The following is a 25,426-nucleotide window of genomic DNA, read 5'->3' on the forward strand; positions in this document are numbered from 1 at the left end:
ACCCCATGGGGTATATTTAACCCTAAAAAAAATTAGCCTTTTTGAATGTAAAAGATAAATATGCTGCCTTCTTCTTTAAAATCAATAAGCTCGTGTCCTGTTGATTTTGCCCACGCTGTTAAATCACTTTTAGCACCTTTATCTGTCGTTTGCACTTCTAATACTTGGCCTGTTGTCAAAGTATCCATTGCTTTTTTTGTTTTTACGATTGGCATTGGACAAGCTAATCCTTTTGCATCTAAAACTTGATCAATTTTCATAGTATTTATCTCTCCTTTTTATATACATATACCTGTAAGGGTATATTATACTAAATAATGATATTCGTCAACTTTAATAAGGTGATGACACTTAGCGGCTTTTCACTAACAGCTGTACAGCTTCTTTCACTAAACCTTCCGTTGGCTCTCCTTGCTCCAGGCTTTCTCTGACGCACTGTTCAAGATTACTGCTCACAATGACTCCCATCGTGCGATCAATGGCACTTCTTGCAGCAGATAATTGAGTCACGACGTCTCGGCAGTCTTTTCCTCGCTCCATCATGCTGAGTACGCCTTTTAGCTGCCCTTCAATTCGGCGCAGGCGATTTTTCACTTGTTGGTTATACTCCATAATCGAATACCCCTTTCTTTCCTTTACTTTTACACTTACACGCTGCTAACTCATAGCTGAGCAATTTAAAACCTCTTTTTCGTAAGAACCTTACGCTTAAATTTAATTCCACTCTATCTCCGGCAATTAGATGAACGCTGCCCTGTGGAATTTCTGAATAAAAGCGTTTGAGGTACGCATACGGAATAACTATACCAATAGAATCGCGAACTTCATGATAATGACGAATATCTACAACCGTTCGCCCAAGTTTTTTCGCTTCAGATTCACGTATGCACTGTATTCCTTTAACGGGATAATAACGTCTGTATGCAATAAATAAAATAGCAAGCAACAACACTGCTATATAGAGCATAACCATCACCGCCTTGCTATTGAATTGATGTTGTTTACATGCTTTATACTATACCCCTATAGGTATATTGTCAAGTAAGAAAATTATATTTAATTTTTCTTATTTACATAGTTTCTTTACCGCGAACTAGTCCATTTTATACAGCTTAGACCTTATGAATGTTGGTCTTTGACTCGCTTTATTTGTGTACCCCCTACCCTATCTAACAAACGTAATCTTCATCATCGTCGCTCGTATATAGGGCTGAAAATCAAGCTTACTGCGTCATTCACGTCTACACACAAAAGGTCCAGTTCCTAAGGAGAACCGGACCTTTTATGGTAAAAAGCTGATTAGCTTTGATGATAGATATTATGCCATTGATTCCACGAACTGTGTGGGTGCTGCTGGTGCCACTGATTCCATGGCACATATGGATTTTGCTGATGCCACTGATTCCACGTACCGTGCGGATACTGCTGATGCCACTGATTCCAAGGTGTGTATGGATGTTGTTGATGCCATTGATTCCATGTGCCGTGCGGATACTGTTTATGCCACTGCTCCCAAGGTACATGAGGATGTTGCTGATGCCATTGATTCCACGTGCCTTGAGGATGCTGATGATGCCATTGTTCCCATGGAATATAATGTTGCTGTCCTTGATGCATATTTCGTCAACTCCTTTTCCTTTGCCACATCATATGTTCTTTTTAGGATTTAGAGCTTATCTATTTTAAAATATAGGCGTTTGATTAATTATGAATTAAATTATATATTTCTTACCTTTATTAATGAGGGTCTCACTTATAGGAGTAAGCTCTTCACTTATAAGCAGAAGCGCAAACTTATCTGGAAGTATAGAATGGATATTTCTTATTATTAGCCTTATTACTAATATTACTGCCGTGATTAGCCTTTCTTTACACGTATTTGTTTACCTTCCTATGAAAAAGGCTGAGAAAAATCCAAAAGAAATGTTTAAATAAATATAAGTAAAAGAAGCAGGTTCCTTATAAGAAATCTGCTTCTTTTGCCTGCTTGTATTAAACTTGTTTTTCTCGACTTCTATACACCAAAAGATGCATGTAGCCTTTTATTCGGAAGGAGATGGAAATCTTGCTGCTTCGAAATGCGACACATTTTCTGTTGTGACAATTGTGCCGTCAACATTACTTTCCGCGAAGACTTCAACTCGATCTCCTTTTTCTAAATTGTAAATAGTAGAGACCGATACTACGTTAACAAATATAGTGTTTCCTCCAAAGAAATCGTTATCAATCGCGATAACCGCCGTGCCATTGACACGAATTTCTACGCGCGCTCGATAATCGACAGTCGTATCGTTAGGAAGAAATCCAATTGTAGCAACAAGGGAATATACGCCATCTTTTTTAATCGTAATCATCCTTTCTTTGTGTCTATCTATTTTATTCATTCGCAAGAAAAATGCTTGGATGCTTGTCTTTTGACTGATAATTTTAATAGAAACAGAATAGGAAACGATAGATTTCTCAGTTTTCTACAAAAAAACACCTTCTCATTCGAGAAGGTGTTTTGGAATTAACCTACAATATTATAACCAGCGTCCACGTGTACGATTTCTCCCGTTACGCCGCGTGAAAGGTGGCTCAGTAATACAACCGTCATGTCGCCAACTTCTGCTTGCGTTACGTTACGCTTAAGAGGTGCTTTTTCTTCAACATGGTGAAGAATTTGGTTAAAGTCAGAAATGCCTTTCGCTGCAAGTGTACGAATTGGGCCTGCTGAAATCGCATTTACGCGGATATTGTCTTTCCCTAAGTCTAATGCTAAGTATTTTACTGAAGACTCAAGCGCTGCTTTTGCTACGCCCATTACGTTATAGCCTTCAACTGCGCGCTCTGCACCAAGATAGCTCATCGCTACAAGAGAACCGCCTTCTGTCATAAGAGGTTTTGCTGCTTTCGCTACGGCGATAAATGAATAAGCGCTTGTATCTTGAGCAAATGCATATCCGCTTCTTGATGTATTGATGAACTCACCGTTTAAATCTTCTGAGTGAGCAAACGCAACAGAGTGAATCACTCCGTGAACTGTGCCTGCTTCTTCTCCGATTTTTTTGAAAGCTGCTTCAATGCTTTCGTCGCTGTTTACATCACATTCTGCAATTAATGTCGCTTGCATTTCATTTTTTTCTAACAGCTTGTTCAATTTTCCTAGTGAACGTTCTTTACGGTATGTAAAAATTAAGTTTGCTCCTACTTGATGAAGGGCTTTTGCAACACCCCAAGCAATACTTCTGTCGTTGGCAACTCCCATAATAACAAAGTTCTTGTTCTTTAATTGTAATAAATCTTCCATATTATCCTCCAAAAAAAATTAGTCATCAATGATGACTAATAGGTAATTGTATAGCTTTATTATAGCACAAAGATGCGCTTAGTTCCTAAGAGTCTTATGAATTAACCGATTTTGCTCTATAAATAATCTCCTACTTATCCGAATCCTGCAGCCATGCTTGCGTTGTTTCAGCAAATTTTTTGGCTGCAGGTGAAAGATGATAACGAGTAGCTAGACCAATTGAACGGTAGCTGTCTACTTGAAACGGAATCGCACGCAGCTCCTGCGGGATCGAATCCAAAAGCATTTCAGGTAAAATGCTAATTCCTAAGTGATGCGTAACCATCGATAAAATAGCACTTTCATCCATTAATTCAAAACGGATGTCAGGCTGAATGCCATGTTCTTCAAACAATTGCTTAATATCATGATAACCGCCGTACGTCGGCATAATAAACGGTTCTTTCTCTAAATCTTCAAAAGAAACGGTTTTCTGATGATATAGAGCACTTTGATCCGATACGACACACAGCAGCCGGTCTTTTTTTAAAGAAATAATATGAAATTGACTTGAATGCGTAATGTTAATAAAACCGCAGTCTATTTCTCCGCTTAGCAGCCACTGTTCAATTTCAAGGTAGTCGCCTTCTTTGAGCTGAATTTGAATCTCAGGGTAGTTTTTTTCCATCAGCCGAATAATTTCAGGAAGCCATTTGGTCGACACGCTTTTAAAAATACCGATTTTAATCGTTCCTTTTGCAAGACCTAACAGACTGGCTGCTTCTTGATGAACTTTTTCATTTTCTTGCAGCACTTTCCGAATGGCAAGAAGCATCGTTTCGCCTTCTGTTGTTAAGGTAATACCTGATCTGTTTCGATTCACAAGCAGAAATCCAAATTCCGATTCAAGATTTGTAATGGCATGACTGACCGCTGACTGCGTGAGCGCCAGCGCATCTGCCGCTTTTGTAAAGCTTTTCACTTCCGCTACTTTATTTAATATTTCATATTTTACTAAGCTCATTTTCTCCCTCCTAAACATGAATTTAATTCACGTTCATCATTATAAAGATTCATTTTATTAATATCAAATTCCTTTGTATACTGTGAGTATATTATAAACAATGGAGGGTTGAACGTGAGTTACCGCACGCGAGCAAATATGATGATGATTGGGGTAAACGTATTTTGGGGCATGTCGTACGTGTTTATGAAAATGGGGCTGAGTTCGCTCGGGTCATTTACTATTATTGCACTTAGATGTTTGATTGCTTTTTTTATTGCCGGACTCTTTTTCTATAAGCCTTTACGACAAATCACACGCAAAACAATTGGATCATCAGCTATTTTAGGCTTTTTACTGTTTTCCGTTTTTTCATTTGTCACGTTTGGCGTCAGCATGACGTCTGCTTCAAATGCCGGATTTCTTGTCAGTTTAACGGTCATTTTTGTTCCATTGCTTAACTGCTTTTTAGTGAAGAAGCTTCCTTCTTGGCCGATTGGACTTGGCGTTATCACTACCCTAACCGGTATAGGTGTTTTAACTTTAAAGCACTCCTTTCATATGAATGCTGGTGATTTACTTTGCATTGGAACGGCGCTATGTTATGCCATTCATATCACGCTGACCGGCACGTTTACTAAAAACGAAAACCCAATTGCTCTCGGCATTTTACAGCTAGGGTTTGCTGGATTATTTGCACTGACTTGCAGCTTTTTATTTGAACACCCTAGCATCCCAACTACTTTATCATCATGGATTGCAATATTAGGTCTTGGCGTTCTTTGCAGCGCGATTGGATTCATTTGTCAAGCTATTGCGCAGCGCTATACAACTCCTACTCACACAGGACTTATTTTTGCAACAGAGCCTATTTTTGCTGCGCTGTTTGCCGTTCTCTTTTTGCATGAGCTGTTTACGCTTAAAGAACTGATTGGTTCTGTTATTGTGGTTGCGGGGATTTTAATTGCTCAGTTAGACAATTTCCTACTTAAAAAAAGAGTTCATTATCAAGAGACATTGCCAAAGTAAAAGCCGCTAGATTCGTTGACCTAGCGGCTTTTGTCATTAAGCTAAGGTATAAGCTTTCTTTTAGCAGTTCCAACGCCTATATCCACTTTTCTTTTAATAGATGCTAGTAATTTTCAAACTATATTGCTATTCTAGATAAAAAAGTACGTCTAGGAGAACGACTGTGAAGCTTATTAAACAAATACTTGCAACTATTGCTTCATCGATATGCGGCGGTGCAGTTTGCATCGAAATATTTGAATTAAATTCCCTTGGCTATACAGGTATACTAGACTATCTATCGATTTTGCTTATTGGTGTGTATCTTACGACTCCATTCATCATTATAGTAGGCATCCCCTGTTCAATAGCTATAACAAGCATCATGAAATACATAAATTCACTTAAGATATTAATTGAACTAATTCTATATCTTCTTTTCGGTATCGTTGGAGCACTCGCCGTATTAACTTTATTTTTGCTAAGCGACGGGATATCCGCTTTTAGTCTCTTCCCGCGAATCCTCATTGTAACGTTGAGCTGTTCATTACCGTTTGGGTTATCATCCATCCTTATAAACAGGCTATATAAAAAGACGATCTAATATGCATAGACCGTCTTTTTTATATGTTTTGCTACAAACACAGCTCTCATATCTACCGTTCATTACAATAACCGATATGATTTTGCACAAAGGCTTAGCTTATACCTTATATGTATAAAACTTTTTATCTACGTTCATCACGGGGAAATTCTTAGGCAGCTTTTCTTTCTCTATATGTTGAAACCCATTTTTCTCATAAAATCGATGAGCAGCTTTATATTGTAATGTGGTTCCTAGATATATTCTTTCCACTTCCTGCTCTTTTACCCACGCGATGGCTGTATGCAATAACCGGTGAGCTGTTTTGAAGTTTGCTCCTCTATAAGGCTTTGCTACAAACATTTTCCGCAGCGCTACTTGACGGCTGCCAATGTCTATTAAAGCTACGCTTCCTACTACTTTTTCGTCGCAAACAGCAACCCAGAAGTTTCCATTCCCCTGTTGATAAAAGCTTTCGATTTCAAACAAATCAGGCTGATCTTTTTCCGTTATTGGAATTTGGTATTCTTGCTGCTGAATATGAAGAATTAAATCCACTACTTGCTGTTGATACTTGCTCGTATATGGCTGAATAATGATACTTTCACTCAAAACCTCCACCGCCCCGAATAAGTTTACTCCACTTTATTTTTAATTAACTTTAATAATGCACAACTTATGTTAACTACAAAACCAATCATAGCACCTGCAAGAATTGAGAGACGGACACTTTTTTTATAAAACGTGACTCGTTGCTTGTAAAAAGAACTGAGACTGTTCGTAGTTATACGTTACTTTTGAAAAATCAAACGGCTGTCCGTTAGCTAAGTGAAAGAGTGTTTCAATAAATAATTTAGGATCTCCTTCTTTTAATCCTAGGTACTTCGCTTCCTCTCCGTTCAGCTTGCCGACGTGAAGATATAGATCAGAAAACCCGATTTTCAAGCCAAGTCCTTCTTTAATGTAATGAAAAATAGACTGAGAAACAATTTCGTTATTCAAGTACGTAACGATGGATTTATTATAAAACGATTCTTCTAGACAAAGCGTCTGGCCGTTAATATACCGTACTCTTTTTACATAATAGACGTCACTATTTTCTTCTATGTTTAAATTTAACGCGGCTTCTTGCGTCGGCTTTCGTACATCTAACTCAATCACTTCCGACGTTAACTGAAAATCTTCAAGTTCACTCGTAAATCCTTGATTGGAAAGCAAGCCAATATAGCCTGTTCGTTTATGGCGACGGACAAAAATGCCGCTTCCTCTCACTTGAAAAACAACGCCTTTTTTCTCTAGCAGATCTAAGGCTTTTGTTACGGTACTTTTGCTTGCTTTAAACTGCGCCATCAGCGTTTCTAATACCGGCAGCTTTTCTCCTTGTTGAAGCTTGTGTTCTTCAATATAGGTTTCAATTTCAATTGCAATTTGTTGGTATTTAATCATAGCTATACCTCTTTACTGAATTTGTCTCAAGAATAACACGATTATACCATAATCTAACTCCATACCATAAACTTAAATTATTCATTAATTATTATTTTATTTGGGTGTTGATAAATTGTATCGGTACAATTATACTGAAAGCGTATACTCAACAAGGGGGTTGAACATATGGGAGGGAAAATTAGAGATTATCACAAGCTTGCAGCAGACATTTTAGATGCGGTAGGCGGCGAAGAGAATATCGTAAGCGCTACACGCTGCGCTACGAGACTGCGAATTGTGTTAAAGCGCTCAAAGCCAGAAGCCAAACGCAAGGTGTCTTCTATGCCTGGTGTTATTACAGTCGTTGAAAACAGCGGACAGTTTCAAGTTGTTATTGGGCAGCACGTAGGAGATGTTTATGAAGAATTTGCTAGTTTAGTAAACTTGGATACCACAGAGGAACAATCTGAAAACAAAGGAACAATCTTAAATCGTGTGATTGCTACGATGTCAGCGGTGTTTGCGCCGTTTGTATACATCCTAGCAGCAGCAGGAATTTTACAGGGCTCGTTAATTTTAATTAACTTAGTCTCTAACAGCTTTGCAAAAACGGGCACATATCAAGTATTAAGCTTCATTTCATGGGCACCATTTGTTTTTTTACCTATTTTTATTGCCATCACAGCATCCAAGCATTTTAAAACCAACACCTACATCGCAGTGGCGTGCTGTGCCGCATTAGTCAGTCCAACATGGGCAGAAATGGCGGCCAAAATTGCCGATGGAAGCAGCATTTCGTTTTTAGGTCTTCCCTTATCCGAAACGGTCTATACTTCTTCTGTTTTACCGCCTTTATTTTTAGTATGGATTTTGTCTTATCTTGAAAGGTTCCTAAACAAAAGCATTCATGAAGTGGTTAGACCGCTGTTTGTCCCATTTTTATGTATGGTAATTATGGTTCCTGTAACAATTTTGCTTATTGGTCCTGTTACCACGATGGGCGCTAATGGAATCGCTCATGGCTATAACTTTTTAGCTGAAAACGTACCTGCCTTAGCTGGAGCAATCATTGGCGGCTTCTGGCAAATTGTTGTTATCTTTGGAGTACACTGGGGAATTACGCCGATGGTGCTTGCAAACTTTGATTTAAACGGCAGAGATTCGTTTCAAGCGTATCAAACAATTGCCGTGGTAGCTCAAGTCGGAGCGGTACTTGGGGTTATTTTAAAAGCAAAAAGCCAAGAAGCACGCAAAGTCAGCGTATCAGCTGGGATAACAGGATTATTCGGTATTACCGAACCAGCCATCTACGGCGTAAACCTACGTTTTAAAAAGCCGTTTATCTTTGGATGCATTTCAGGTGCTATTGGTGCTGTTGTAGCAAGCTTCTTTCACCCTTACTACTTTGCTTACGCAGGATTGCCTGGACCGCTGACCATTGTAAACGGTATCAGTCAGGACTACCCGATGTCGATCTGGGGCATTTTAATTGGATGTGCCATTGCAATCATTCTTCCCGTTCTGCTTATTCAAGTATTTGGTTACGGAGAAGATGCAGCAAAAGACGCAGCTGCTGCTCCTTTAAACGAAGTAGCTGTAAGTAATCCAAAAGAAAATGAAGAAACAATCAGCGCACCGTTTAGCGGGAAAGTCATCCCTCTTTCTAGCGTACCCGATGAAGTATTCAGCTCAGGTGCGATGGGAGAAGGATTAGCGATTGATCCTTCAGATAATAAGCTTTATGCACCTTTTGACGGAACGGTAGTCATGGTAGCACCAACGAAGCACGCCATTGGCCTTCGTTCAGAATACGGCGTTGAGCTGCTTGTTCATATTGGATTAGATACCGTTACGTTAGACGGCAAGCCGTTTACGCTGCATGTAGAAGACGGTACAAAATTTAAAAAAGGCGATTTACTAATAGAATTTGATAAAGAATTTATTAAAAAACAAGGATTACAAACCATTACGCCGGTTATTATCACAAATTCAAGCGCTTACCGCGAAGTGATTGTTGAAGATGTTGAAAATAGCGGGCTAGATCAAACATTATTTACCGTAGTGAAATAAGGAGGAACTAACAATGACAAAGATGCCAAAAGATTTTTTATGGGGCGGCGCATTAGCAGCTCATCAATTTGAAGGTGGATGGAACCAAGGTGGAAAAGGACCGAGCGTAGTAGACGTTATGACTGCAGGTGCGCACGGTGTAGCGCGACAAATTACTGAAACAGTGGAAGAAGATAAATTCTATCCAAATCACGAAGCAATTGATTTTTACCACCGCTACAAAGAAGATATCGCACTGTTTGCAGAAATGGGCTTAAAATGTTTACGAACGTCTATTGGCTGGAGTCGTATTTTTCCTAAGGGCGATGAAGCTGAGCCAAACGAAGAAGGACTAAAATTCTACGACGATGTATTTGATGAACTGTTAAAACACGGCATTGAGCCGGTTATTACGCTGTCTCACTTTGAAATGCCCCTGCATTTGGCTCGAGAATACGGCGGATTTAGAAGCCGAAAAACAGTAGATTGCTTCGTGAAGTTCGCTGAAGTTTGTTTCGACCGCTACAAAGACAAAGTCACGTACTGGATGACGTTTAATGAAATCAACAACAAAATGGACGTACACAACCCTCTATTCTTATGGACGAACTCCGGCGTTTCTGTAAAACCGGGTGAAAACGCAAAAGAAGTGATGTATCAAGCAGGACATCATGAACTGCTGGCAAGTGCTCTTGCCGTGTCAAAAGGAAAAGAAATTAATCCGAATTTCCAAATCGGAGCGATGGTGTCACATGTACCAATCTATCCGTATTCTTCAAACCCTGAAGACGTGATGTTAGCAGAAGAAACAATGAGACAGCGCTACTTCTTCCCTGACGTTCAAGTTCGCGGCTACTACCCAAGCTATGCGTTAAAAGAGTTCGAACGAGAAGGCTATCGTATTCCGTTTGAAGAAGGCGACGAAGAAATTTTACGAAACGGAAAGGTGGATTATTTAGGCTTCAGCTATTACATGTCAACAACGGTTAAAAGCGACGTTGAAGCTGATAACACAGGCGATATCGTAAACGGAGGATTGCCAAACGGCGTAGCAAATCCTTATATCAAGTCAAGCGATTGGGGCTGGTCGATTGATCCAACGGGCTTGCGCTATACGTTAAACCGCTTCTACGACCGCTATCAAATTCCGCTGTTCATCGTAGAAAACGGATTTGGCGCTATCGATACAGTTGAAGAAGACGGATCCATTCATGACGCATCACGAATTGAATATTTAAAATCCCACATCGAAGCGTTAGAAAAAGCTGTGACGTACGATGGTGTTGATTTAATGGGCTACACGCCGTGGGGAATTATTGATATTGTTTCCTTTACAACAGGCGAAATGAAAAAGCGATACGGCATGATTTATGTCGACCGTGACAACGAAGGAAACGGATCAATGAAGCGCTACAAAAAAGATTCCTTTAACTGGTATAAACATGTAATTGAAACAAATGGTGAAGAACTATAAGAAATTAGAAAAAGCCGGACTCCTGCGTAAAGACATAGGAATCCGGCTTTTTTAAAACGTGTAAAAATAAAGGCAAATGCCTTATCTCGGTTTATCTACTAGCTGTGTTTGAGCAATTTCTGTTTGCTTAATTCCCGCTCGTTGAATTTCATCAGCAAACGATTCATGTTTCAGCGTTTTGATTACCTTTTCGCTTCCATCTCGAAGAGTATACACTCTAAATTCATACATACTCTGCCCTCTCCTTTAAACTATGATTGATGCGATACATTAGATGCGCTCCTGTAAAAGCAACTCATAATAGAGGTAACTTTTTTCTCTTCTTTACTTTACCCACTTTTTAGGAAACTAGACAAAGAGATTTAATCTGACGCGATAAAAGCCTTTGCAGAAAGCAAAGGCTTTTATCGATGGAATGTTAGTATTCAAAGATGGTTCCTTTTTTAAATTTTGAATGTTTAAAAGCAAATTTCGTTAAAAGAATATACGTAACTCCTGCAACTACCACTCCTATAATCCAGCCTAAATCGACTTCGATAAACGCAGCACCTGCGCCGATGAGCATCGCAAGCATGGCGCACGGATTGTAGCCGGAAAACGGCCCTTTTTCTTGATACAATTCTTCTACGTTTACTCTTTGTTTTCGTAAAATATAGTAATCAACTAGTAAAATAGAAACAATTGGACCTAAAAAAGCAGAGTAAATCAAAATGAACAGCCCAAGACCTGCAGCTGACGAATCTTGAACAAGCACCCAAGGGAACGAGCAAAAGGCAAGCAGTCCAGTAACGGTCACCGCCACTTTATAATTTGCTTTTGTCAGCAGCGTAATCACATACGTAGGTGGAATAATATTCGCCACCATGTTTACGGCAATAACCCCAATCACAATAAAAGCTGATACAGCGACGGTAATATATGAATTATCCACTACAACCGCGAACGCTTTAACTGGATTGGAAATACCCGTAGCAGAAGCAAGCATTGCCCCGATTGTAAGAACGAATCCGTAGGCTACTAGAATCGGTGTAAAGTATAAGAACCCACGCTTTGTGTCGCTAATTCCTGTCTTCAGTTCTCTAGAGTAATCGGCTGCACTTAGAAAAATCGCTGCATAATTTCCCATAAACATCATAATGAAAGAAAAGAACGGAAGTCCCCATGAACCTTTTGTATGTACCCACTTCTCCCCTACTACCTCACTATGAGAAGTTAAAAGAACGCCAAATACGTAAACAAGACCAAGCAATATGATGATGGAAGCAAGCATCTCTACCCATTTAACCGCGTGGAAGCTGTACAGAGAAAGCACAATTTGCAGCAGCTGAATGATAATAAAGCAAAGAACAAGATTGTCAAAAGACCCTTTACTCACAATTTTCCCGATTTCGTTTAAAGCGGTACCGCCTGTCCAGCTTTGGAAACCGTACCAAATGATAGCTGGAATACCTCGTAAAAGAGACGATATGACGGATCCTTTTATTCCGAAAGACATTCGAAGCTGCATCACATACGGTATGCCCGTCTTATAGCCAATTCGATCGTTTAACACAAAAAAAGTAGAAATAATACCAATGGCAATAATCGCTGCCACAAACGTTTGAAAAAGATTTAATACCGCAGTACCTGCTACTACTAAGCTTGCGCCAAGCGTCATATTTCCTAAATTAACGCCGTCTCCAATCCACATAAACATATAGGACATCGGAGTTAGCTTTCGATCACTTTCCACTTTTGGCTTTAGTGACGGATCAAGACTTCTATCTTGATGAGAATGCATCTCTTCTATAACGGAACTTGTTGCATTTGTAGACACTATATACTCAACTCCTTTTTTATGATGTTTCCCCTCTAGCTTCTAACATTAGATGTAAGTTAACTTAACATGTACATAGTGTATACGAATTCCAACGGAAGTTCATTATTATTTATGTGAATTTTCTGATATTATTTTGTGCGATTTGACTAATTTTTGACCTCAGCTCGCAACATACAGAAGTTGATGATATTAAAAAATCCAAGCGCTTACAATAGGCGCTTGGATGAGTCAGCTAGTATTTATTTTTCACAGGCGATGTAGTCTTTATCTCGATCTAGCTTTTTATTGGCATCATACAGTGATTTTGACACATACGGTTTGTACTTTGTTTTGCCGCCTTTATTTGTTACATTAGCCGTACGAGCTACGCCGCCTTTGTAGTCTTTGTTTAATTCCGTGCAGTTTTTGTAAGATTTAGCTGCCGCATCTACGTTTGAAACTGTGCTAAAAGATACGCTCGTTAATAAACCGAAAGATAGAACAATTGGAAAAATCTTTTTCATAAGAGATACTTCCTTCCTGTATTTTTTCTAATTAATAATAGAATGTTCTATCAATCTTTTCAATCTTTTTTTTACATTTAAACTACTATTATCCAATTTTATTTGCGAGTAACTTTAAGAGTCTTCACCGCTTGTTTAGCCGCTTCTGCAATTAGTTTATCATTATACTCCGCATCTTTTTCCGTACGATTGGAAAGGATCGCAAGAACAATTGGATCTCCTTTTGGCGGCCAAAGGATGGCGATATCATTTCGCGTCGCGTATGAGCCTGCGCCTGTCTTATCGGCTACTTCCCAGCTTTTCGGCACGCCCGCTCGTATTAACGCATCCCCTGTTGTGTTTCGCTTCATCCAATCCGTTAAAAGTTCACGTTTGTCTTCAGGAAGTGCCTGTCCAAGTACATATTTTTGAAGACTTGTAGCGAGCGCTCTTGCTGTACTTGTATCGTGGGTTTCTCCTGGATTCACTTCATTTAAATCCGGCTCAAACCGCTCAGGCAGCGTCACATCGTCTCCTATTTTTTCTAAAGCTTCTTTAAATCCATCCGGTCCGCCCAGCTGCTGCAGAATTAAGTTCCCTGCCGTATTGTCGCTGTAGCGAAGCGATGCATCCGCGAGTTCTCGAAGAGTCATGCCTGTATCCACGTGTTTTTTTGTAATGGGATTATAGTTTACAAGGTCATCGCGCGTATAAAAGATTCGTTCATTGAGATCTTCGATTGACTTCTGCTCTAAAAGTGCACCGACAGCAAGAGCTTTATGAGTAGACGCATAAGCAAAACGCTCATCCGGATGATACGTTACCGTTTTATTGGTACCCGTATCTAATGCAAAAACGCCAAGATTCGCATCATATTTTTCTTCAAGCTTAGCAAACTCTCGATCACTCTTAGTTTCTTGTCTTTGACATTTTACCGTTTCAGCATGTACCTCGCTGCTTGAAAAGCTTACAGCCGCCGCGCACGACAGAGCGAGTACAGGCATCATTTTTTTAAGCTTTGAAGTACGAAACATCTCTTTCCATGTCTTCATTACCCTTCAACACCTTTCAAAAAAATATTTAGTGTGTATTCTCTTAGGTAGAGATTACCAACAATGCTATTTTATCAATTGTTTATCCCCACAAACATGATAGCTTTATCACATTTATATAATAAAAGTGTCTAACACTGAAGATGAGCAGTATAAAAACCGTAAGTATTTTAAAAAACAGGCGGTGTAACTGAGAATAAAATCACCGCTTTCTCCTCAAACGGATTGTCCCATTTGTGCTTCAGATGCGAAGGGATTTTGACGCTGTCTCCTTTTTCTAGCACGTATACTTCCTCTTCCAAATACACCTTAATTTTTCCTTCTAAGACATATGCCACTTCCTCCCCTTTATGCGCTAAAGGAGATTCTGATGAAGACTTCATCGGCGGTACTTCCATGATCGCCGTAGCTAGATTTCCCGTAAAGTCTGGCGATACTAGCGAATACGTTAACTCTTTTACTTTCATCGTTTTACGCTCGTTCGACCGTACGACTAAATGAGAGGTGTTTATTTCTTCAAGTAAAAAACTGAAAGTAGGAACATCGAGGCATTTAGCTAAAATTTTAAGCGTTGAAATGGACGGATTAGCTAATCCCCGTTCAATTTGACTTAACATAGACGGCGTAATCTCCGCTAATTTGGCTAATTCTCGACTGCTTAGCCCCTTTGCTTTTCGAAATTTCTCTACTTTTTTTCCAATATCTATGTTTTCCATGATGATTCCTCCGTAAAAGATGTTTAATTATATTTAATTTTATTAAATTAGACTTAATAAACCTAGTGAAATATGTTAAATTATATTTAATAAATAAAATGTAGTTGTATTTTATCACAGCAAGGAGGAAGAAAAAAATGAATGACATCTTGACCTTTTTAGTTCTTACATTGTTTGTTATTATGAGTCCCGGTATTGATACGGCTCTTATCACCAAACGAACGATGGCAGATGGGCAAACGGGCGGCTATAAAATGGCATTAGGCTTAGCGAGCGGCTCTTTAGTTCATACACTCGCCGCCGCGTTTGGTTTATCTGCTCTTCTTCTTCAGTCAGCTCTGGCTTTTGAAGTGGTAAAATACGCAGGAGCCCTGTACTTAATGTACTTAGGGATCTCTTCTTTATTTTCTAAAAAAAGCGATACAGTTTCTCCTATAAAAGAGGAGAAGTCAAAAGAAACATCCGCTTTTCGTCAAGGTCTTGTCTCAAACGTCCTTAATCCAAAAGTGGCGGTGTTTTTCTTAACTTTTTTACCTCAATTTGTTCAAAGTGATCAAAATGTAACGCTTCAACTTCTTCTTATGGGAATAACGTATACGATCCTTGCTATCACGTGGTTTTTCGTATTCGTCTTTTTTATTAACTACTTACGAAAATGGCTCACAACACCTAGCGTTCAGCGTTTTATGGATAAAGCAACAGGAGTCGTTTTAATCGGGTTTGGATTAAAGCTGGCTTTTGAAAAACATAAATAAGAAAATATGTTAGTTGAAGGAAGTTCCGAACGAGTTTGATTTTTGATGGAGAATCAAACTCGTTCGGATTTTTCATTGGCAGGGTAAATGTAAGTGCTTCTAGCTATTGATTGGAGGGCAAGACGAAGACTCCTGCGGGAAAAGCGGAAATGGTGAGACCCCGCAGGAGCACAAGCGACGAGGAGGCTCACCGACCGCCCGCGGAAAGCGAAGTCTTGCACGGAATTTAATAGCGGTGTCACAAGCGGTTCAGCTCCTTTATCTCATTTGTTAGCCTTTAGATGGAATTGGTTTCGTTCTGTCTCAATCTGTTTTGTCATTTATGCTCGTCAGGTTCATAGAGATAGACTTTAAGATCAAGCTTTCCATCTGAAGAAACGAGTATTCCTTCCGCTTCAAGTGAAAGTTTTTGAACAACGTACATTTCTTCGTCTTTAAACCCAATTTCTCCTTTAGAATTAATGACTCTGTGCCAGGGGAGATTATGTTTCTTACTCATCGAATGCAGTACTCGTACAACTTGCCTTGCACCTCGCGGACTACCAGCCAGGCCGGCAATTTGTCCGTATGTCATTACTTTCCCGGATGGTATTTGTTTAATAAGTGCTACTGCTCGTTCTGTAAAACTCATGCTGCCCCTCCTTTTTATTCTTTAGTACAACATTACCATAATCATTAAACAGTGAAGTAATCACTCGATTTTTCTTCAGCAACATTATAAGATAATAATAAGAAGTACGCTCATCATTGTTCAACATACTCCAAACAAATGCTTACTGATTATTTCCTATTCTTCAACTAACAAATCTTTGTGCGAGTGGCAGCTTATACCTCATTTATGACACTGTGATTATAAAAACGTTACAGAAACCAACACAGCAAGGTACGTAGAAGCGTTACATGATAAGATAAACAGTAGATACTAGTACAATTTCAAATTGATGCTGACGAATAAGTAATCATTTAAAAAGTGGTGAGAAAATGACAAAATGGCTTAGTGTAAAAGAGTTATCTGAAGAAACGAGTATTCCTACTTCAACGATTAGAAGATATATAGATAAATTCCAATATTTCTTTATACAAAAAGAGGATCATCGACCAAAACAATATGAAGCTGCGGCTGCGACCGTTTTACTGAAAATTAAGCAGCTTTATGATGAGGGCTGTCAAGCAGAAGAAATCAATGAAGCGCTGCAAAAAGAATTCTCTTTAACTACAAGCGAGGATCAAGCTGCCGTGTCTCTAGAAGAAGCCGAAGACAAAGAGAACACAGAGAACACAGCAGAAGCAGCTGACCAGCAGCCGACACCTCCCGAACAGCCGGTACAGCCTTCACCCCAACAAGAGCCTGATACAAAACAAATTCTTCAGGAAAAAGATAAGCAGCTTATTCAATCTTTGCGTAAAAGCTTGCGTGAACAGCAGGCCATTTCAGAATTAGTAGAAGCTTCAAAAGAAAGCAGCGTAGTAGGTAAAAAGAGATCGATTTTAAAAAGGTTATTTAAAAGAAAAAAGGACTGAGTTTGTAAACAAGTCTAGGCTACGAAACACCTTTATTTCTGCTCATGGAATTTATGTAAAACAAAGTTTCTAAACTGTTTAACAGCCGGTGATAGATATCTTCCTTCAATCCAAGCTAGTCCAATTACTCGGTGGCAATTGGCTTTAGCTAATGGGATTTTCACTATTTTACTTTGATCTATTCCGTGTAAATCTGGAAGGATAGAAATTCCTAAGCCGGCTCCTACAAGTCCCGCTACGGTATCAGCTTCCTCTCCTTCAAACATAATGTGAGGCTTTACCCCTGTCTCTTCAAATAACTGCTCAAACGTAAGACGAAGAGAAAAGCCTTCTTTTAAGTGAATAAATGATTCTTCAGCAATTTCTTCTAGTGGGATACTCTCACAGCGAGCGTACCGATGATTTTTTGGCACAATCACAAACAGCTCTTCACTCCAAAGGTGCTGCCACTTGATGATCGATTTCTCTTCCATAGGCGCAATCAAACAAAGATCTAGTTCGCCCAGCTGCAGCTGCTCAAGAAGAACGTGAGAAGGGCTTTGCCTCAACTGAAAATTCACCTTAGGATACAAACTGCGAAACGAAGCGATTAAATCTGGAATCAAATCTGTGCTGAGCGTATGTAAAAATCCAAGTGACACCTGCCCTTTTTCAGGATCTAGCAGCGCTTGAATTTCCTCCTGTCCTTTATCAAATTCTTTCATTATGTTATCTACACGCTTTAAAAAAACTTTACCATATTGATTTAATATAATGGAACGTCCTTGCCGGTCAAATAGCGGCGCTCCTACTTCTTCTTCAAAACGAGCAATTGAACGACTGAGCGCAGGCTGCGTAATTAACAGCTCTTCTGCGGCGCGCGTCATATGCTGCGTACGTGCAAGCGTTTGAAAGTATTTAAACTGCTGCCACTCCACTTTGTACCATCTCCTTATTAACCGTTCTATTCATTACATAGATGTATGAAAAATATGATTATAATGAATTATACATTATAAATAGCTGGTGTTACGATAAAAAATGGAAACATACTCGAGGATGTTTTTAGTTTCTTTTAACGACTGCTGTATACAGCTCCTACAAAATTTTATGATCATCATTTTCTAGCAGAAAGAAGGATTTGTTATGAAACGTATCGTACATCTGAGAAAGCGTAAGCTGGTTGCTCTATGAGTTACATAAAGAAAGGAACGCCCGTTTTTCGCAAAACGAGCTTTGCATTTTTTGCAGCAGGGTTTAATACGTTTGCGATTTTATACTGCGCTCAGCCTTTAATGCTGGCGTTCACAAAAGAATTTCATATTTCTCCGACGACTTCTAGCCTATCGCTTTCCGTTACAACCATAGCTTTGGCTATTAGTATGCTTATTTTCGGTTCGTTATCGGAAGTATGGGGAAGAAAGCCTGTTATGGTCTATTCCATGCTTGCTGCTTCTGTGTTATGCCTATTGACTGCATGTAGTCCTACTTTTCACGTTCTATTGTTTTTTCGAACAATGCTAGGAATTACGCTAGCCGGGCTGCCTTCAGTGGCAATGGCTTATTTAGGAGAAGAAATCGAAGCAAAAAGCCTAGGTTCAGCAATGGGCCTCTACATAAGCGGCAATGCAATTGGCGCCGTTGGCGGAAGAGTGATCTCCGGCACGCTTAGTGAGTATTTCGGCTGGCACGGTGCAATAGCAGGAATTGGTATTATAAGTATAGCAGCGACCGTTATCTTTTGGATTAGCCTGCCTCCTTCACAGCACTTTCAATCTCGTAAATTAGAGGTTGGAAAGCTAGGGAAATCGCTGCTTGATCATCTTAAAGATCCAGGATTAGTTTGTTTATACGGCTTAGGTTTTTTGCTGTTAGGCAGCAACGTCGCCTTATTTAACTATATCGGTTATGTACTAACCGCTACCCCTTATTCCTTAAGCCAAACGATTGTCAGCTGGATCTTTTTAATTCTTATTATCGGAATGTTTAGTTCGATGTGGACCGGCAGGCTGGTAGACCGCTACGGAAAACAAAAAATACTTATGACCAACCTTTCGATTACGCTAGCTGGTGTCGTTTTAACGTTAGATCCTGCTTTACTTGCTAAAGTAGCTGGCTTGGGCTTGTTTACGTTTGGGTTTTTCGGGAGCCATTCGATTGCCAGCAGCTGGGTAGGTCAGCGCGCTTTAACAAATAAAGCTCAGGCTTCTTCACTTTATTTGTTTCTATATTACACGGGTTCAAGCGTAGGCGGAACGCTAGGAGGAGTCTTTTGGTCAATGTTTGGCTGGAAAGGCTTGATTTGTATGATTATTGTTTTTTTACTAATTGCTTTTATCCTTTCTGGTTTTCTTTTAAAAAGCTCAATAAAGACAAGACGCGCTGCCAATGTTAAAGAAAATTATTAAAAAGATACTTGATCTATCATAGTAACTACACATCAAAAAGACCTTTCTATCACCATAAAAGAAAGGTCTTTTTTGAGAACGTAAAACACATATTTTCTTGTATGTACCCCTTAAAGTAACCTTTTTTAGAGTTTAACTCGTTCTACTAACTGCAGCAATTCATCATTAGGTCCGTGAAATAAAATCATACGTCCCCCTTCGAGCGTTGGCTGAGGCTCCGATGATAAAAATTCAATTCCTTTGCTCTTATAATGTTGAATCGCCTTATTTATATCCTCTACCGTAAATGCAAGGTGGTTAACAATCCCGCTTTTGTTATACTTGCCAATCGGATTAATATCTCGAATGAGCTCAATTTCAATTCCCGGCTGTTCTTCAAGATACAAAAAAGCCATCTCTCTTTTTTCGGTAGAGCCTTTAAGGCGAACTTTAAAGCCAAACATATCCGAGTAGTAGTGAATCGTTTCATCCATATCTCCAACAATAATGGCTGTATGTTCCATTTTCTTAATCATGAATATTCTCCCTTTCCCCATGTTTAGTGAGTACAAGTAAACTATACAGCAATTTAGTTAATATGTATTTACATATACCTTAATTCCTCTTGCTACGATAAGGAAAATTCAAGCACTCCATCAATGCATTTGCGCTATAATTTTAAAAAAGAACAAATAAAAAAACAAACCTCACTGGTTTGTTTGGGTTACGTATTTTATAGTCAGTCTCTGTTTCAACAACGTTCGATAAGCCATGTTTTGTACCTTTGTACTGCAAACGATTTTAATCTCGTACTCAGGCGGTAATCATCTATCTACGATTACGCATGTAACCGTCCGTCTCTCCGTTAGATTCCTTTGAGACAGTTCCCCTACCATTTGTTTGGGTTTCTCGCTCGTGGGGTTTACCGCGTTCCACCTTTGCTGTTTCCAGCAAAGCTTCGTCACTGTGGCACTTTCAGGGATACTCGACCATATCCAAAGACTTAGGTGGTTTTTCCCGCCGTCAGCTAAGCTATAAGCCAAGCTGCCCTAGCTTATTTTTTCACTAGGCACGAACACTACGGGCATCTCAGCACCGTGCGAGCATGGACTTTCCTCTACATCAAATGATGCAGCGATTACCTGAACGTTATTTCAGATCGTGTATGAGTAGTATATGCGTTTTAGCTTGCCGAATCAAATGTAACTTTTGGTATGGATTCCATGTCAATTTTTGCAGCAAATTAAATAAAATAACCTCTTTCTGTACAATCTTTTTAGTAGATGACTCACCAGCAAGCCAAGAAATATTCTCTTCATCCATTTCTACGGGGGATACTTTGTTTCTTTGTAGAATATTTTATACACTACATAAAAAGTTAACAGAGGTGATGAAAAATGAACGCTGATTTAAAATTTGATTTTCATACCCATCACGACCGATGCGGACACGCTCGCGGAACGATTCGAGATTATATAGAGGCATCTATTGATAAAGGCCTTGATATCATTGGGATTTCGGATCATTCTCCTTATTTTGCGAGCGAAGAAGACCAGCCGTATCCTCACATTGCTATGGGAAAAAGCGCATTCTCCGGATATGTAGCTGAGATTTTGAAACTAAAAGAAGAATATAAAGAAAAAATTGAAGTACTGTTAGGCGTAGAGTCTGATTTCTTTCCCCAGCATGCGGAGATATATCGTAGCTACTATGAAAAATATCCGTTTGACTACATAATCGGCTCTGTCCATCAAGTTGATGAAGTCAGCATCTTTCATAAAAGGCGCTGGGAAGGTCTTTCTCAGCAAGAAAAGCAGCGCACGAAAGAAACGTATTATCAATTAATCGAAGAATCCGCCCGGAGCAGAATGTTTCAGATTCTTGGCCATATTGATGCCATGAAAGGATTCTACCCTTCTTTTTCTTCTATCGAGACGGCTGTCATTGATCAGACGCTAAAAGTGATTTCAGCACATGATATTGCCATAGAAGTGAATACATCAGGCAAAACCAAAGACTGCGGAGGCTGGTATCCTGCAGACGACATTTTGGAAAGAGCTCTGCGCTACGGGGTACGCATTACATTTGGTTCCGATGCCCATGACCCGAAGCGCATTGGAGACGACTTTGAACTAGTAAAAAAGCGCCTTAAAGAAATAGGTTTTAAAGATTGGGTCTTTTTCAGACAGAAAAAAATGCAGGTGGCATCTTTGTAAAACGATGAACTTAAATAGGCTGTGCACCAATTAAAATATGCCTGAAAACACGCAGATTAAGGAACATCTCGTGTTTTCAGGCATGTGTTTTTTACTGAGAAACTTTGACTTTTGGAGATGAAGATAAATCTTCTCCATTTGTCTGAATCACTTGTTTATACCAGTAAAAGGAATCTTTTTTAGATCGTTCAAGCGTACCATTTCCTTCATCGTCTTGATCTACGTAAATAAAGCCGTATCGTTTTGACATTTCGTTTGTTGACACACTGATTAAATCAATAGGTCCCCACGCTGTATAGCCCATTAAGTCTACACCATCTTTGACGGCTTCTTTCATTTGCTCAATATGCTGTCTTAAGTAATCTACACGATACGGATCATGAATCGAGCCGTCTTCTTCTACTTTGTCATGAGCTCCTAACCCATTTTCAACAATAAACAGCGGTTTGCCGTAACGGTTATGAAAATCTTGTAACGTATAGCGAAGCCCTTTCGGATCGATTTGCCATCCCCAATCGGACGTTTGAAGGTGAGGATTTTTTACACTTCCCGCAATCATATTTCCTAGGACATTTTCTTCTTCACTTTGAGTTGTGACAGAAAGAGACATATAGTAGCTAAATGAAATAAAGTCAACGGGATATTGTTTGATAATTTCATCGTCCCCTACTTCTTTTACGATTTGAATGTTGTTCTCTTTAAAGTAACGCTCCATTACCTTTGGATATTCTCCGCGCACTTGAACATCTGTAAAAAATAAGTTCAAGTCATTTTTATGCTGTGCTAGTAAAATATCGTCCGGATGATTCGTCACAGGATACGTTGTCATACGCGCAAGCATACACCCTACTTTTACATCAGGAATAATCTCGTGAGCTAGCTTAGTGGCAAGTGCACTCGCAACAAACTGATGATGCGCTCCTTGATACGCAATTTGTTCTGCTGACTGATTTGGAACGTTTTCAACTAAAATACCGCCGCCTGTATAAGGACTATGGGTAATCACATTGATTTCATTAAACGTCAGCCAGTATTTCACTTTGTTTTTATAGCGTGTAAATACCGTTTCTGCGTAGCGTGTATAAAAGCCAATTAGCTTGCGGCTGTACCAGCCGTTGTATTTACGCGTAAGCTCCAGCGGCGTTTCATAATGCGAAAGCGTCACTAACGGCTCAATTCCGTACTTTAACATTTCATCAAATAGGTTATCGTAAAATTGCAACCCTGCTTCGTTTGGCTTCACATCATCTCCATTAGGGAAAATTCTCGCCCAGTTGATCGAAATGCGAAGAGTTTTAAACCCCATTTCCGCGAATAATGCGATATCTTCTTTATAGCGATGATAAAAGTCGATAGCCGTACGCTTTGGAAAACGATCGTTTACTTTGTTGTTAAGCACATCTTCAATATAATCTGCTTTTACATCCATCGAATAACCAGTTCGTTCGTCTTTTGGGACAAATCGGATCATATCTGCAGTAGACAGCCCTTTTCCATCAACGTCATAAGCTCCTTCAATTTGGTTAGCAGCTGTTGCTCCTCCCCATAAAAATCCCTTTTTAAATACAGTATCATTTGTTAACATAGTCCCCACGTCCTTTTCTCATATTTTTATTAAAAATAGCATTTATTTTACTACAGAAAGTAGCTGTTCCCCTTCAAAAATTAGACCTATTTCATTGACAGACAGCACATCTAAATACTCTGCGGTGTTTGTGACAATAACCATCGTAACAGTTTCAAATCCAGCTTCTGCAATCGCATGTCGGTCAAATTCAACTAGCGGCTGCCCTGCATTTACATGATCTTTTTCTTTCACCAGCGCCTTAAAGTGCTCTCCTTTTAAAGAAACGGTATCAATTCCAATATGAATTAAAATTTCCTCTCCGTCTTCTCCTTTAATGCCAATTGCGTGTTGAGAATCAGGCAACACCATAATCGTTCCAGCGATAGGCGAGACTACGCGGTTTTCACTAGGTTTAATCGCAATTCCTTTACCCATAATTTCTTGAGCAAATGTTGGATCTGACACTTGATGCAGCGGTACAAGTTCTCCGTGTAACGGAGAGAAGACGCTTTTTGTTTTACCACTTTTTTTCTCCTCTACTGCTAGAGAAACATTTTGCAGTGGCGCTTCTTCCTTGACAGGATGTTCTTCAAGTTTTATTGTATTTTTTTCTGGTTCTTCTGAAGCAATATCTTTAAACCCAAGAGTAAGGACCAAGACGGCTGGTAAAATAACGGCCCCTGCCAGCAGCGCTACTGCGACAATCAAATTGCCTGCTGCCCCGCTTGGATCTGCAAACGTAGGAATAGCAAAGATTCCGACTAATCCTCCTAATGTAAAAGCTTTAAACCCATACCATCCAGCAAAGCCACCGAGCAGTGCGCTAGAGGCAATAGCGTAATAAAAAGGTTTTTTCAACTTCATGTTTACCCCGTACATGGCAGGCTCTGTAATTCCGATAACAGCTGAAATAGCTGATGAAAACGCAACTTGTTTTAAATCTTTATTTTTTGTCTTCAACGCTACTCCAAAAGCGGCTCCTCCTTGAGCAAGGTTGCTGATATACATCATCGGCATCAAAACATTGTCAAATCCATATACTTTTAGATTTTGAATCGCAATAGGAGCTATTGCATAGTGCATACCGGTCATGATAATAAGAGGCATAAGACCTGCTAGTAAAAGACCTGCCAGCGGACCTGCTGTTTCAAACATCCATGAGAACATACTTGCTAATCCGTCTCCCATATACGTTCCAAGCGGACCGATTAACCATAACGTAATAGGTGCGGCGATTAGAAGTGCAAGCAGTGGTGAAAACATGACCGTAACGGTAGCCGGCATCCATGAACGAACAAATTTGTATATATATTTTAATAGAAGTACACCTAAAATAATCGGTATTACACTAGACGTATAGTTAACCACTGGAATGGATATAAAATCGATTCCAAATAACGTAAATTCTTTTATTTTCGTAATGCCTCTCGCTGCATCTACAAAGGTCGGATACAGCATGGCAGCTGCTAAAGCAAGCGCTAAGTATTCATTTGTTTTAAACTTGCGAGCTGCTGAAACAGCTAAGAAAAATGGCAGAAAGTAAAAGACTCCGTCCCCAATTGCATTCAGCACTGCGTACGTATCACTTTCTATGCTCAGCCATCCTAGCGTAGCAAATAAAGCGACAAAAGCTTTTAGCATACCCGCACCAATAAGGGCTGGTAAGATAGGAGTAAAAATTCCTGAAATACTATCCATTAGAAGTGAAACAACGCCTTGTTTTTGGCTGCTTTTATCCTCGGTAGCTCTTCCACTGCCCAGCAATGGTTCAACTTCTTCAAAGACTTCAGCGACTCTGTTTCCAATAATGACTTGAAACTGATCACCGGAAAATTGAGCGCCCATCACCCCTTTTATTTGCTTAATTTCCTCCACCTGCACCTTATTCTTGTCATGGAGATTAAAGCGAAGTCTCGTCACGCAGTGCCAAGCCTGATTAACATTTTGTGCTCCACCGATTTTATCTACTACTTGTTTAGCCGTTTCTTTATGTGAAGTCATTTATATCCCTCCTTTTTTCAATAAAAAAACCCAAACAGATCACCGCATGTTTGATACATGCAAATGTCTGCTTGGGTAATGCCTGATCAAGTCAGTAACAATCCTCCAATGAAGAACG

At 39.5% G+C, this 25,426-nt stretch carries 28 protein-coding genes, 1 other RNA gene and 1 pseudogene; 10 read left to right on the forward strand and 20 right to left on the reverse strand.

Going from position 1 to position 25,426, the window contains the following annotated elements:
* Positions 1 to 32: 32 nt before the first annotated feature.
* The 4 genes from MKY06_RS17035 to MKY06_RS17050 all read right to left on the reverse strand — a co-directional run bounded on the left by MKY06_RS17035 (position 33) and on the right by MKY06_RS17050 (position 1,617).
* Positions 33 to 260, reverse strand: a complete 228-nt coding sequence (locus tag MKY06_RS17035; protein ID WP_029323069.1) for a sulfurtransferase TusA family protein — start codon at positions 258 to 260, stop codon at positions 33 to 35.
* Positions 261 to 351: 91 nt separating this feature from the next.
* Complete coding sequence (locus MKY06_RS17040; protein ID WP_098526428.1) at positions 352 to 612, reverse strand: metal-sensitive transcriptional regulator; 261 nt, start codon at positions 610 to 612, stop codon at positions 352 to 354.
* A complete protein-coding gene (locus MKY06_RS17045; RefSeq protein WP_098526427.1) occupies positions 602 to 967 on the reverse strand; it encodes a sulfurtransferase in 366 nt (121 codons plus the stop codon). Before MKY06_RS17045 ends, MKY06_RS17040 begins: the two co-directional genes overlap by 11 nt.
* Before the next feature lie 332 nt (positions 968 to 1,299).
* Positions 1,300 to 1,617, reverse strand: a complete 318-nt coding sequence (locus MKY06_RS17050; RefSeq protein ID WP_028409369.1) for a hypothetical protein — start codon at positions 1,615 to 1,617, stop codon at positions 1,300 to 1,302.
* Positions 1,618 to 1,740: 123 nt separating this feature from the next.
* Between MKY06_RS17050 and MKY06_RS17055 the strand changes: the two genes are divergently transcribed.
* Positions 1,741 to 1,935, forward strand: coding sequence for a hypothetical protein (locus MKY06_RS17055; protein ID WP_228540834.1), 195 nt, complete (start codon positions 1,741 to 1,743; stop codon positions 1,933 to 1,935).
* Positions 1,936 to 2,042: 107 nt separating this feature from the next.
* Here MKY06_RS17055 and MKY06_RS17060 read toward each other — a convergent pair.
* From MKY06_RS17060 to MKY06_RS17070, 3 genes and pseudogenes are all read right to left on the reverse strand, one after another.
* A pseudogene (locus tag MKY06_RS17060) lies at positions 2,043 to 2,348 on the reverse strand (hypothetical protein); the annotation flags it as partial.
* Between the two features lie 161 nt (positions 2,349 to 2,509).
* On the reverse strand, positions 2,510 to 3,289 hold the full coding sequence (gene fabI, locus MKY06_RS17065; RefSeq protein WP_029323075.1) for an enoyl-ACP reductase FabI: 780 nt from the start codon (positions 3,287 to 3,289) through the stop codon (positions 2,510 to 2,512).
* A gap of 130 nt (positions 3,290 to 3,419) precedes the next feature.
* A complete protein-coding gene (locus tag MKY06_RS17070) occupies positions 3,420 to 4,292 on the reverse strand; it encodes a LysR family transcriptional regulator (RefSeq protein ID WP_013058046.1) in 873 nt (290 codons plus the stop codon).
* 114 nt (positions 4,293 to 4,406) lie between these two features.
* Here MKY06_RS17070 and MKY06_RS17075 point away from each other — a divergent pair, with 114 nt between their 5' ends.
* Together MKY06_RS17075 and MKY06_RS17080 are read left to right on the forward strand one after the other, a co-directional pair.
* Positions 4,407 to 5,300, forward strand: a complete 894-nt coding sequence (locus MKY06_RS17075) for a DMT family transporter (protein WP_013058047.1) — start codon at positions 4,407 to 4,409, stop codon at positions 5,298 to 5,300.
* Positions 5,301 to 5,463: 163 nt separating this feature from the next.
* Positions 5,464 to 5,883, forward strand: a complete 420-nt coding sequence (locus tag MKY06_RS17080) for a hypothetical protein (RefSeq protein WP_064471891.1) — start codon at positions 5,464 to 5,466, stop codon at positions 5,881 to 5,883.
* A 99-nt stretch (positions 5,884 to 5,982) separates the two neighbouring features.
* Here the strand turns inward: MKY06_RS17080 and MKY06_RS17085 are convergent, their stop codons facing one another.
* Both MKY06_RS17085 and MKY06_RS17090 read right to left on the reverse strand, forming a co-directional pair.
* The gene (locus MKY06_RS17085) at positions 5,983 to 6,474 is read right to left on the reverse strand and encodes a GNAT family N-acetyltransferase (RefSeq protein WP_013058048.1); all 492 of its coding nucleotides are present in this window, start codon (positions 6,472 to 6,474) and stop codon (positions 5,983 to 5,985) included.
* Between the two features lie 123 nt (positions 6,475 to 6,597).
* Positions 6,598 to 7,308: a GntR family transcriptional regulator gene (locus MKY06_RS17090; RefSeq protein WP_013058049.1), complete on the reverse strand. Its 711-nt coding sequence runs from the start codon at positions 7,306 to 7,308 to the stop codon at positions 6,598 to 6,600.
* Between the two features lie 168 nt (positions 7,309 to 7,476).
* On the opposite strand from MKY06_RS17090, the gene MKY06_RS17095 reads away from it, so the two are divergent.
* Both MKY06_RS17095 and bglA read left to right on the forward strand, forming a co-directional pair.
* Complete coding sequence (locus MKY06_RS17095) at positions 7,477 to 9,360, forward strand: beta-glucoside-specific PTS transporter subunit IIABC (protein WP_064471893.1); 1,884 nt, start codon at positions 7,477 to 7,479, stop codon at positions 9,358 to 9,360.
* Positions 9,361 to 9,373: 13 nt separating this feature from the next.
* Positions 9,374 to 10,813, forward strand: a complete 1,440-nt coding sequence (gene bglA / locus MKY06_RS17100; protein ID WP_029323087.1) for a 6-phospho-beta-glucosidase BglA — start codon at positions 9,374 to 9,376, stop codon at positions 10,811 to 10,813.
* 81 nt (positions 10,814 to 10,894) lie between these two features.
* Here the strand turns inward: bglA and MKY06_RS17105 are convergent, their stop codons facing one another.
* The 5 genes from MKY06_RS17105 to MKY06_RS17125 all read right to left on the reverse strand — a co-directional run bounded on the left by MKY06_RS17105 (position 10,895) and on the right by MKY06_RS17125 (position 14,882).
* Positions 10,895 to 11,044, reverse strand: a complete 150-nt coding sequence (locus MKY06_RS17105) for a hypothetical protein (RefSeq protein ID WP_013058052.1) — start codon at positions 11,042 to 11,044, stop codon at positions 10,895 to 10,897.
* 187 nt (positions 11,045 to 11,231) lie between these two features.
* Positions 11,232 to 12,629: an NCS1 family transporter gene (locus tag MKY06_RS17110; RefSeq protein WP_078081995.1), complete on the reverse strand. Its 1,398-nt coding sequence runs from the start codon at positions 12,627 to 12,629 to the stop codon at positions 11,232 to 11,234.
* Between the two features lie 242 nt (positions 12,630 to 12,871).
* The gene (locus tag MKY06_RS17115; protein ID WP_078081996.1) at positions 12,872 to 13,135 is read right to left on the reverse strand and encodes an excalibur calcium-binding domain-containing protein; all 264 of its coding nucleotides are present in this window, start codon (positions 13,133 to 13,135) and stop codon (positions 12,872 to 12,874) included.
* 98 nt (positions 13,136 to 13,233) lie between these two features.
* The gene (bla, locus tag MKY06_RS17120; RefSeq protein WP_289916243.1) at positions 13,234 to 14,166 is read right to left on the reverse strand and encodes a class A beta-lactamase; all 933 of its coding nucleotides are present in this window, start codon (positions 14,164 to 14,166) and stop codon (positions 13,234 to 13,236) included.
* Between the two features lie 170 nt (positions 14,167 to 14,336).
* The gene (locus MKY06_RS17125; RefSeq protein WP_029323096.1) at positions 14,337 to 14,882 is read right to left on the reverse strand and encodes a cupin domain-containing protein; all 546 of its coding nucleotides are present in this window, start codon (positions 14,880 to 14,882) and stop codon (positions 14,337 to 14,339) included.
* A gap of 137 nt (positions 14,883 to 15,019) precedes the next feature.
* On the opposite strand from MKY06_RS17125, the gene MKY06_RS17130 reads away from it, so the two are divergent.
* Together MKY06_RS17130 and MKY06_RS17135 are read left to right on the forward strand one after the other, a co-directional pair.
* Positions 15,020 to 15,637: a LysE family translocator gene (locus MKY06_RS17130; RefSeq protein WP_064471895.1), complete on the forward strand. Its 618-nt coding sequence runs from the start codon at positions 15,020 to 15,022 to the stop codon at positions 15,635 to 15,637.
* Between the two features lie 106 nt (positions 15,638 to 15,743).
* Positions 15,744 to 15,911: a hypothetical protein gene (locus MKY06_RS17135; RefSeq protein ID WP_170960215.1), complete on the forward strand. Its 168-nt coding sequence runs from the start codon at positions 15,744 to 15,746 to the stop codon at positions 15,909 to 15,911.
* A gap of 42 nt (positions 15,912 to 15,953) precedes the next feature.
* Here MKY06_RS17135 and MKY06_RS17140 read toward each other — a convergent pair whose 3' ends face one another.
* On the reverse strand, positions 15,954 to 16,268 hold the full coding sequence (locus MKY06_RS17140) for an MGMT family protein (protein WP_029323100.1): 315 nt from the start codon (positions 16,266 to 16,268) through the stop codon (positions 15,954 to 15,956).
* Positions 16,269 to 16,618: 350 nt separating this feature from the next.
* On the opposite strand from MKY06_RS17140, the gene MKY06_RS17145 reads away from it, so the two are divergent.
* On the forward strand, positions 16,619 to 17,158 hold the full coding sequence (locus tag MKY06_RS17145; protein WP_029323102.1) for a MerR family transcriptional regulator: 540 nt from the start codon (positions 16,619 to 16,621) through the stop codon (positions 17,156 to 17,158).
* 32 nt (positions 17,159 to 17,190) lie between these two features.
* Here MKY06_RS17145 and MKY06_RS17150 read toward each other — a convergent pair whose 3' ends face one another.
* Positions 17,191 to 18,075 (reverse strand): LysR family transcriptional regulator, encoded by an 885-nt coding sequence (locus MKY06_RS17150; RefSeq protein WP_029323104.1) that lies wholly within the window; start codon positions 18,073 to 18,075, stop codon positions 17,191 to 17,193.
* Positions 18,076 to 18,327: 252 nt separating this feature from the next.
* Between MKY06_RS17150 and MKY06_RS17155 the strand changes: the two genes are divergently transcribed.
* Positions 18,328 to 19,545 (forward strand): MFS transporter, encoded by a 1,218-nt coding sequence (locus MKY06_RS17155; protein WP_098277704.1) that lies wholly within the window; start codon positions 18,328 to 18,330, stop codon positions 19,543 to 19,545.
* 125 nt (positions 19,546 to 19,670) lie between these two features.
* Here the strand turns inward: MKY06_RS17155 and MKY06_RS17160 are convergent, their stop codons facing one another.
* Positions 19,671 to 20,060 carry a VOC family protein gene (locus MKY06_RS17160; RefSeq protein ID WP_098277705.1) on the reverse strand — a complete coding sequence of 130 codons (390 nt, stop codon included), beginning with the start codon at positions 20,058 to 20,060 and terminating at the stop codon, positions 19,671 to 19,673.
* Positions 20,061 to 20,284: 224 nt separating this feature from the next.
* Positions 20,285 to 20,674: RNase P RNA component class B (gene rnpB / locus MKY06_RS17165), an RNA gene on the reverse strand.
* Between the two features lie 247 nt (positions 20,675 to 20,921).
* Here rnpB and MKY06_RS17170 point away from each other — a divergent pair.
* Positions 20,922 to 21,740, forward strand: a complete 819-nt coding sequence (locus MKY06_RS17170) for a histidinol-phosphatase (RefSeq protein ID WP_098277706.1) — start codon at positions 20,922 to 20,924, stop codon at positions 21,738 to 21,740.
* A 91-nt stretch (positions 21,741 to 21,831) separates the two neighbouring features.
* On the opposite strand, the gene MKY06_RS17175 is transcribed toward MKY06_RS17170, so the two are convergent.
* A complete protein-coding gene (locus MKY06_RS17175; RefSeq protein ID WP_098277707.1) occupies positions 21,832 to 23,325 on the reverse strand; it encodes a glycoside hydrolase family 1 protein in 1,494 nt (497 codons plus the stop codon).
* Between the two features lie 42 nt (positions 23,326 to 23,367).
* Complete coding sequence (locus MKY06_RS17180; protein WP_098399613.1) at positions 23,368 to 25,308, reverse strand: beta-glucoside-specific PTS transporter subunit IIABC; 1,941 nt, start codon at positions 25,306 to 25,308, stop codon at positions 23,368 to 23,370.
* Positions 25,309 to 25,426: the final 118 nt, after the last annotated feature.

This window comes from Priestia sp. FSL P4-0332 (assembly GCF_038005845.1).
Taxonomy (GTDB): Bacteria; Bacillota; Bacilli; order Bacillales; family Bacillaceae_H; genus Priestia.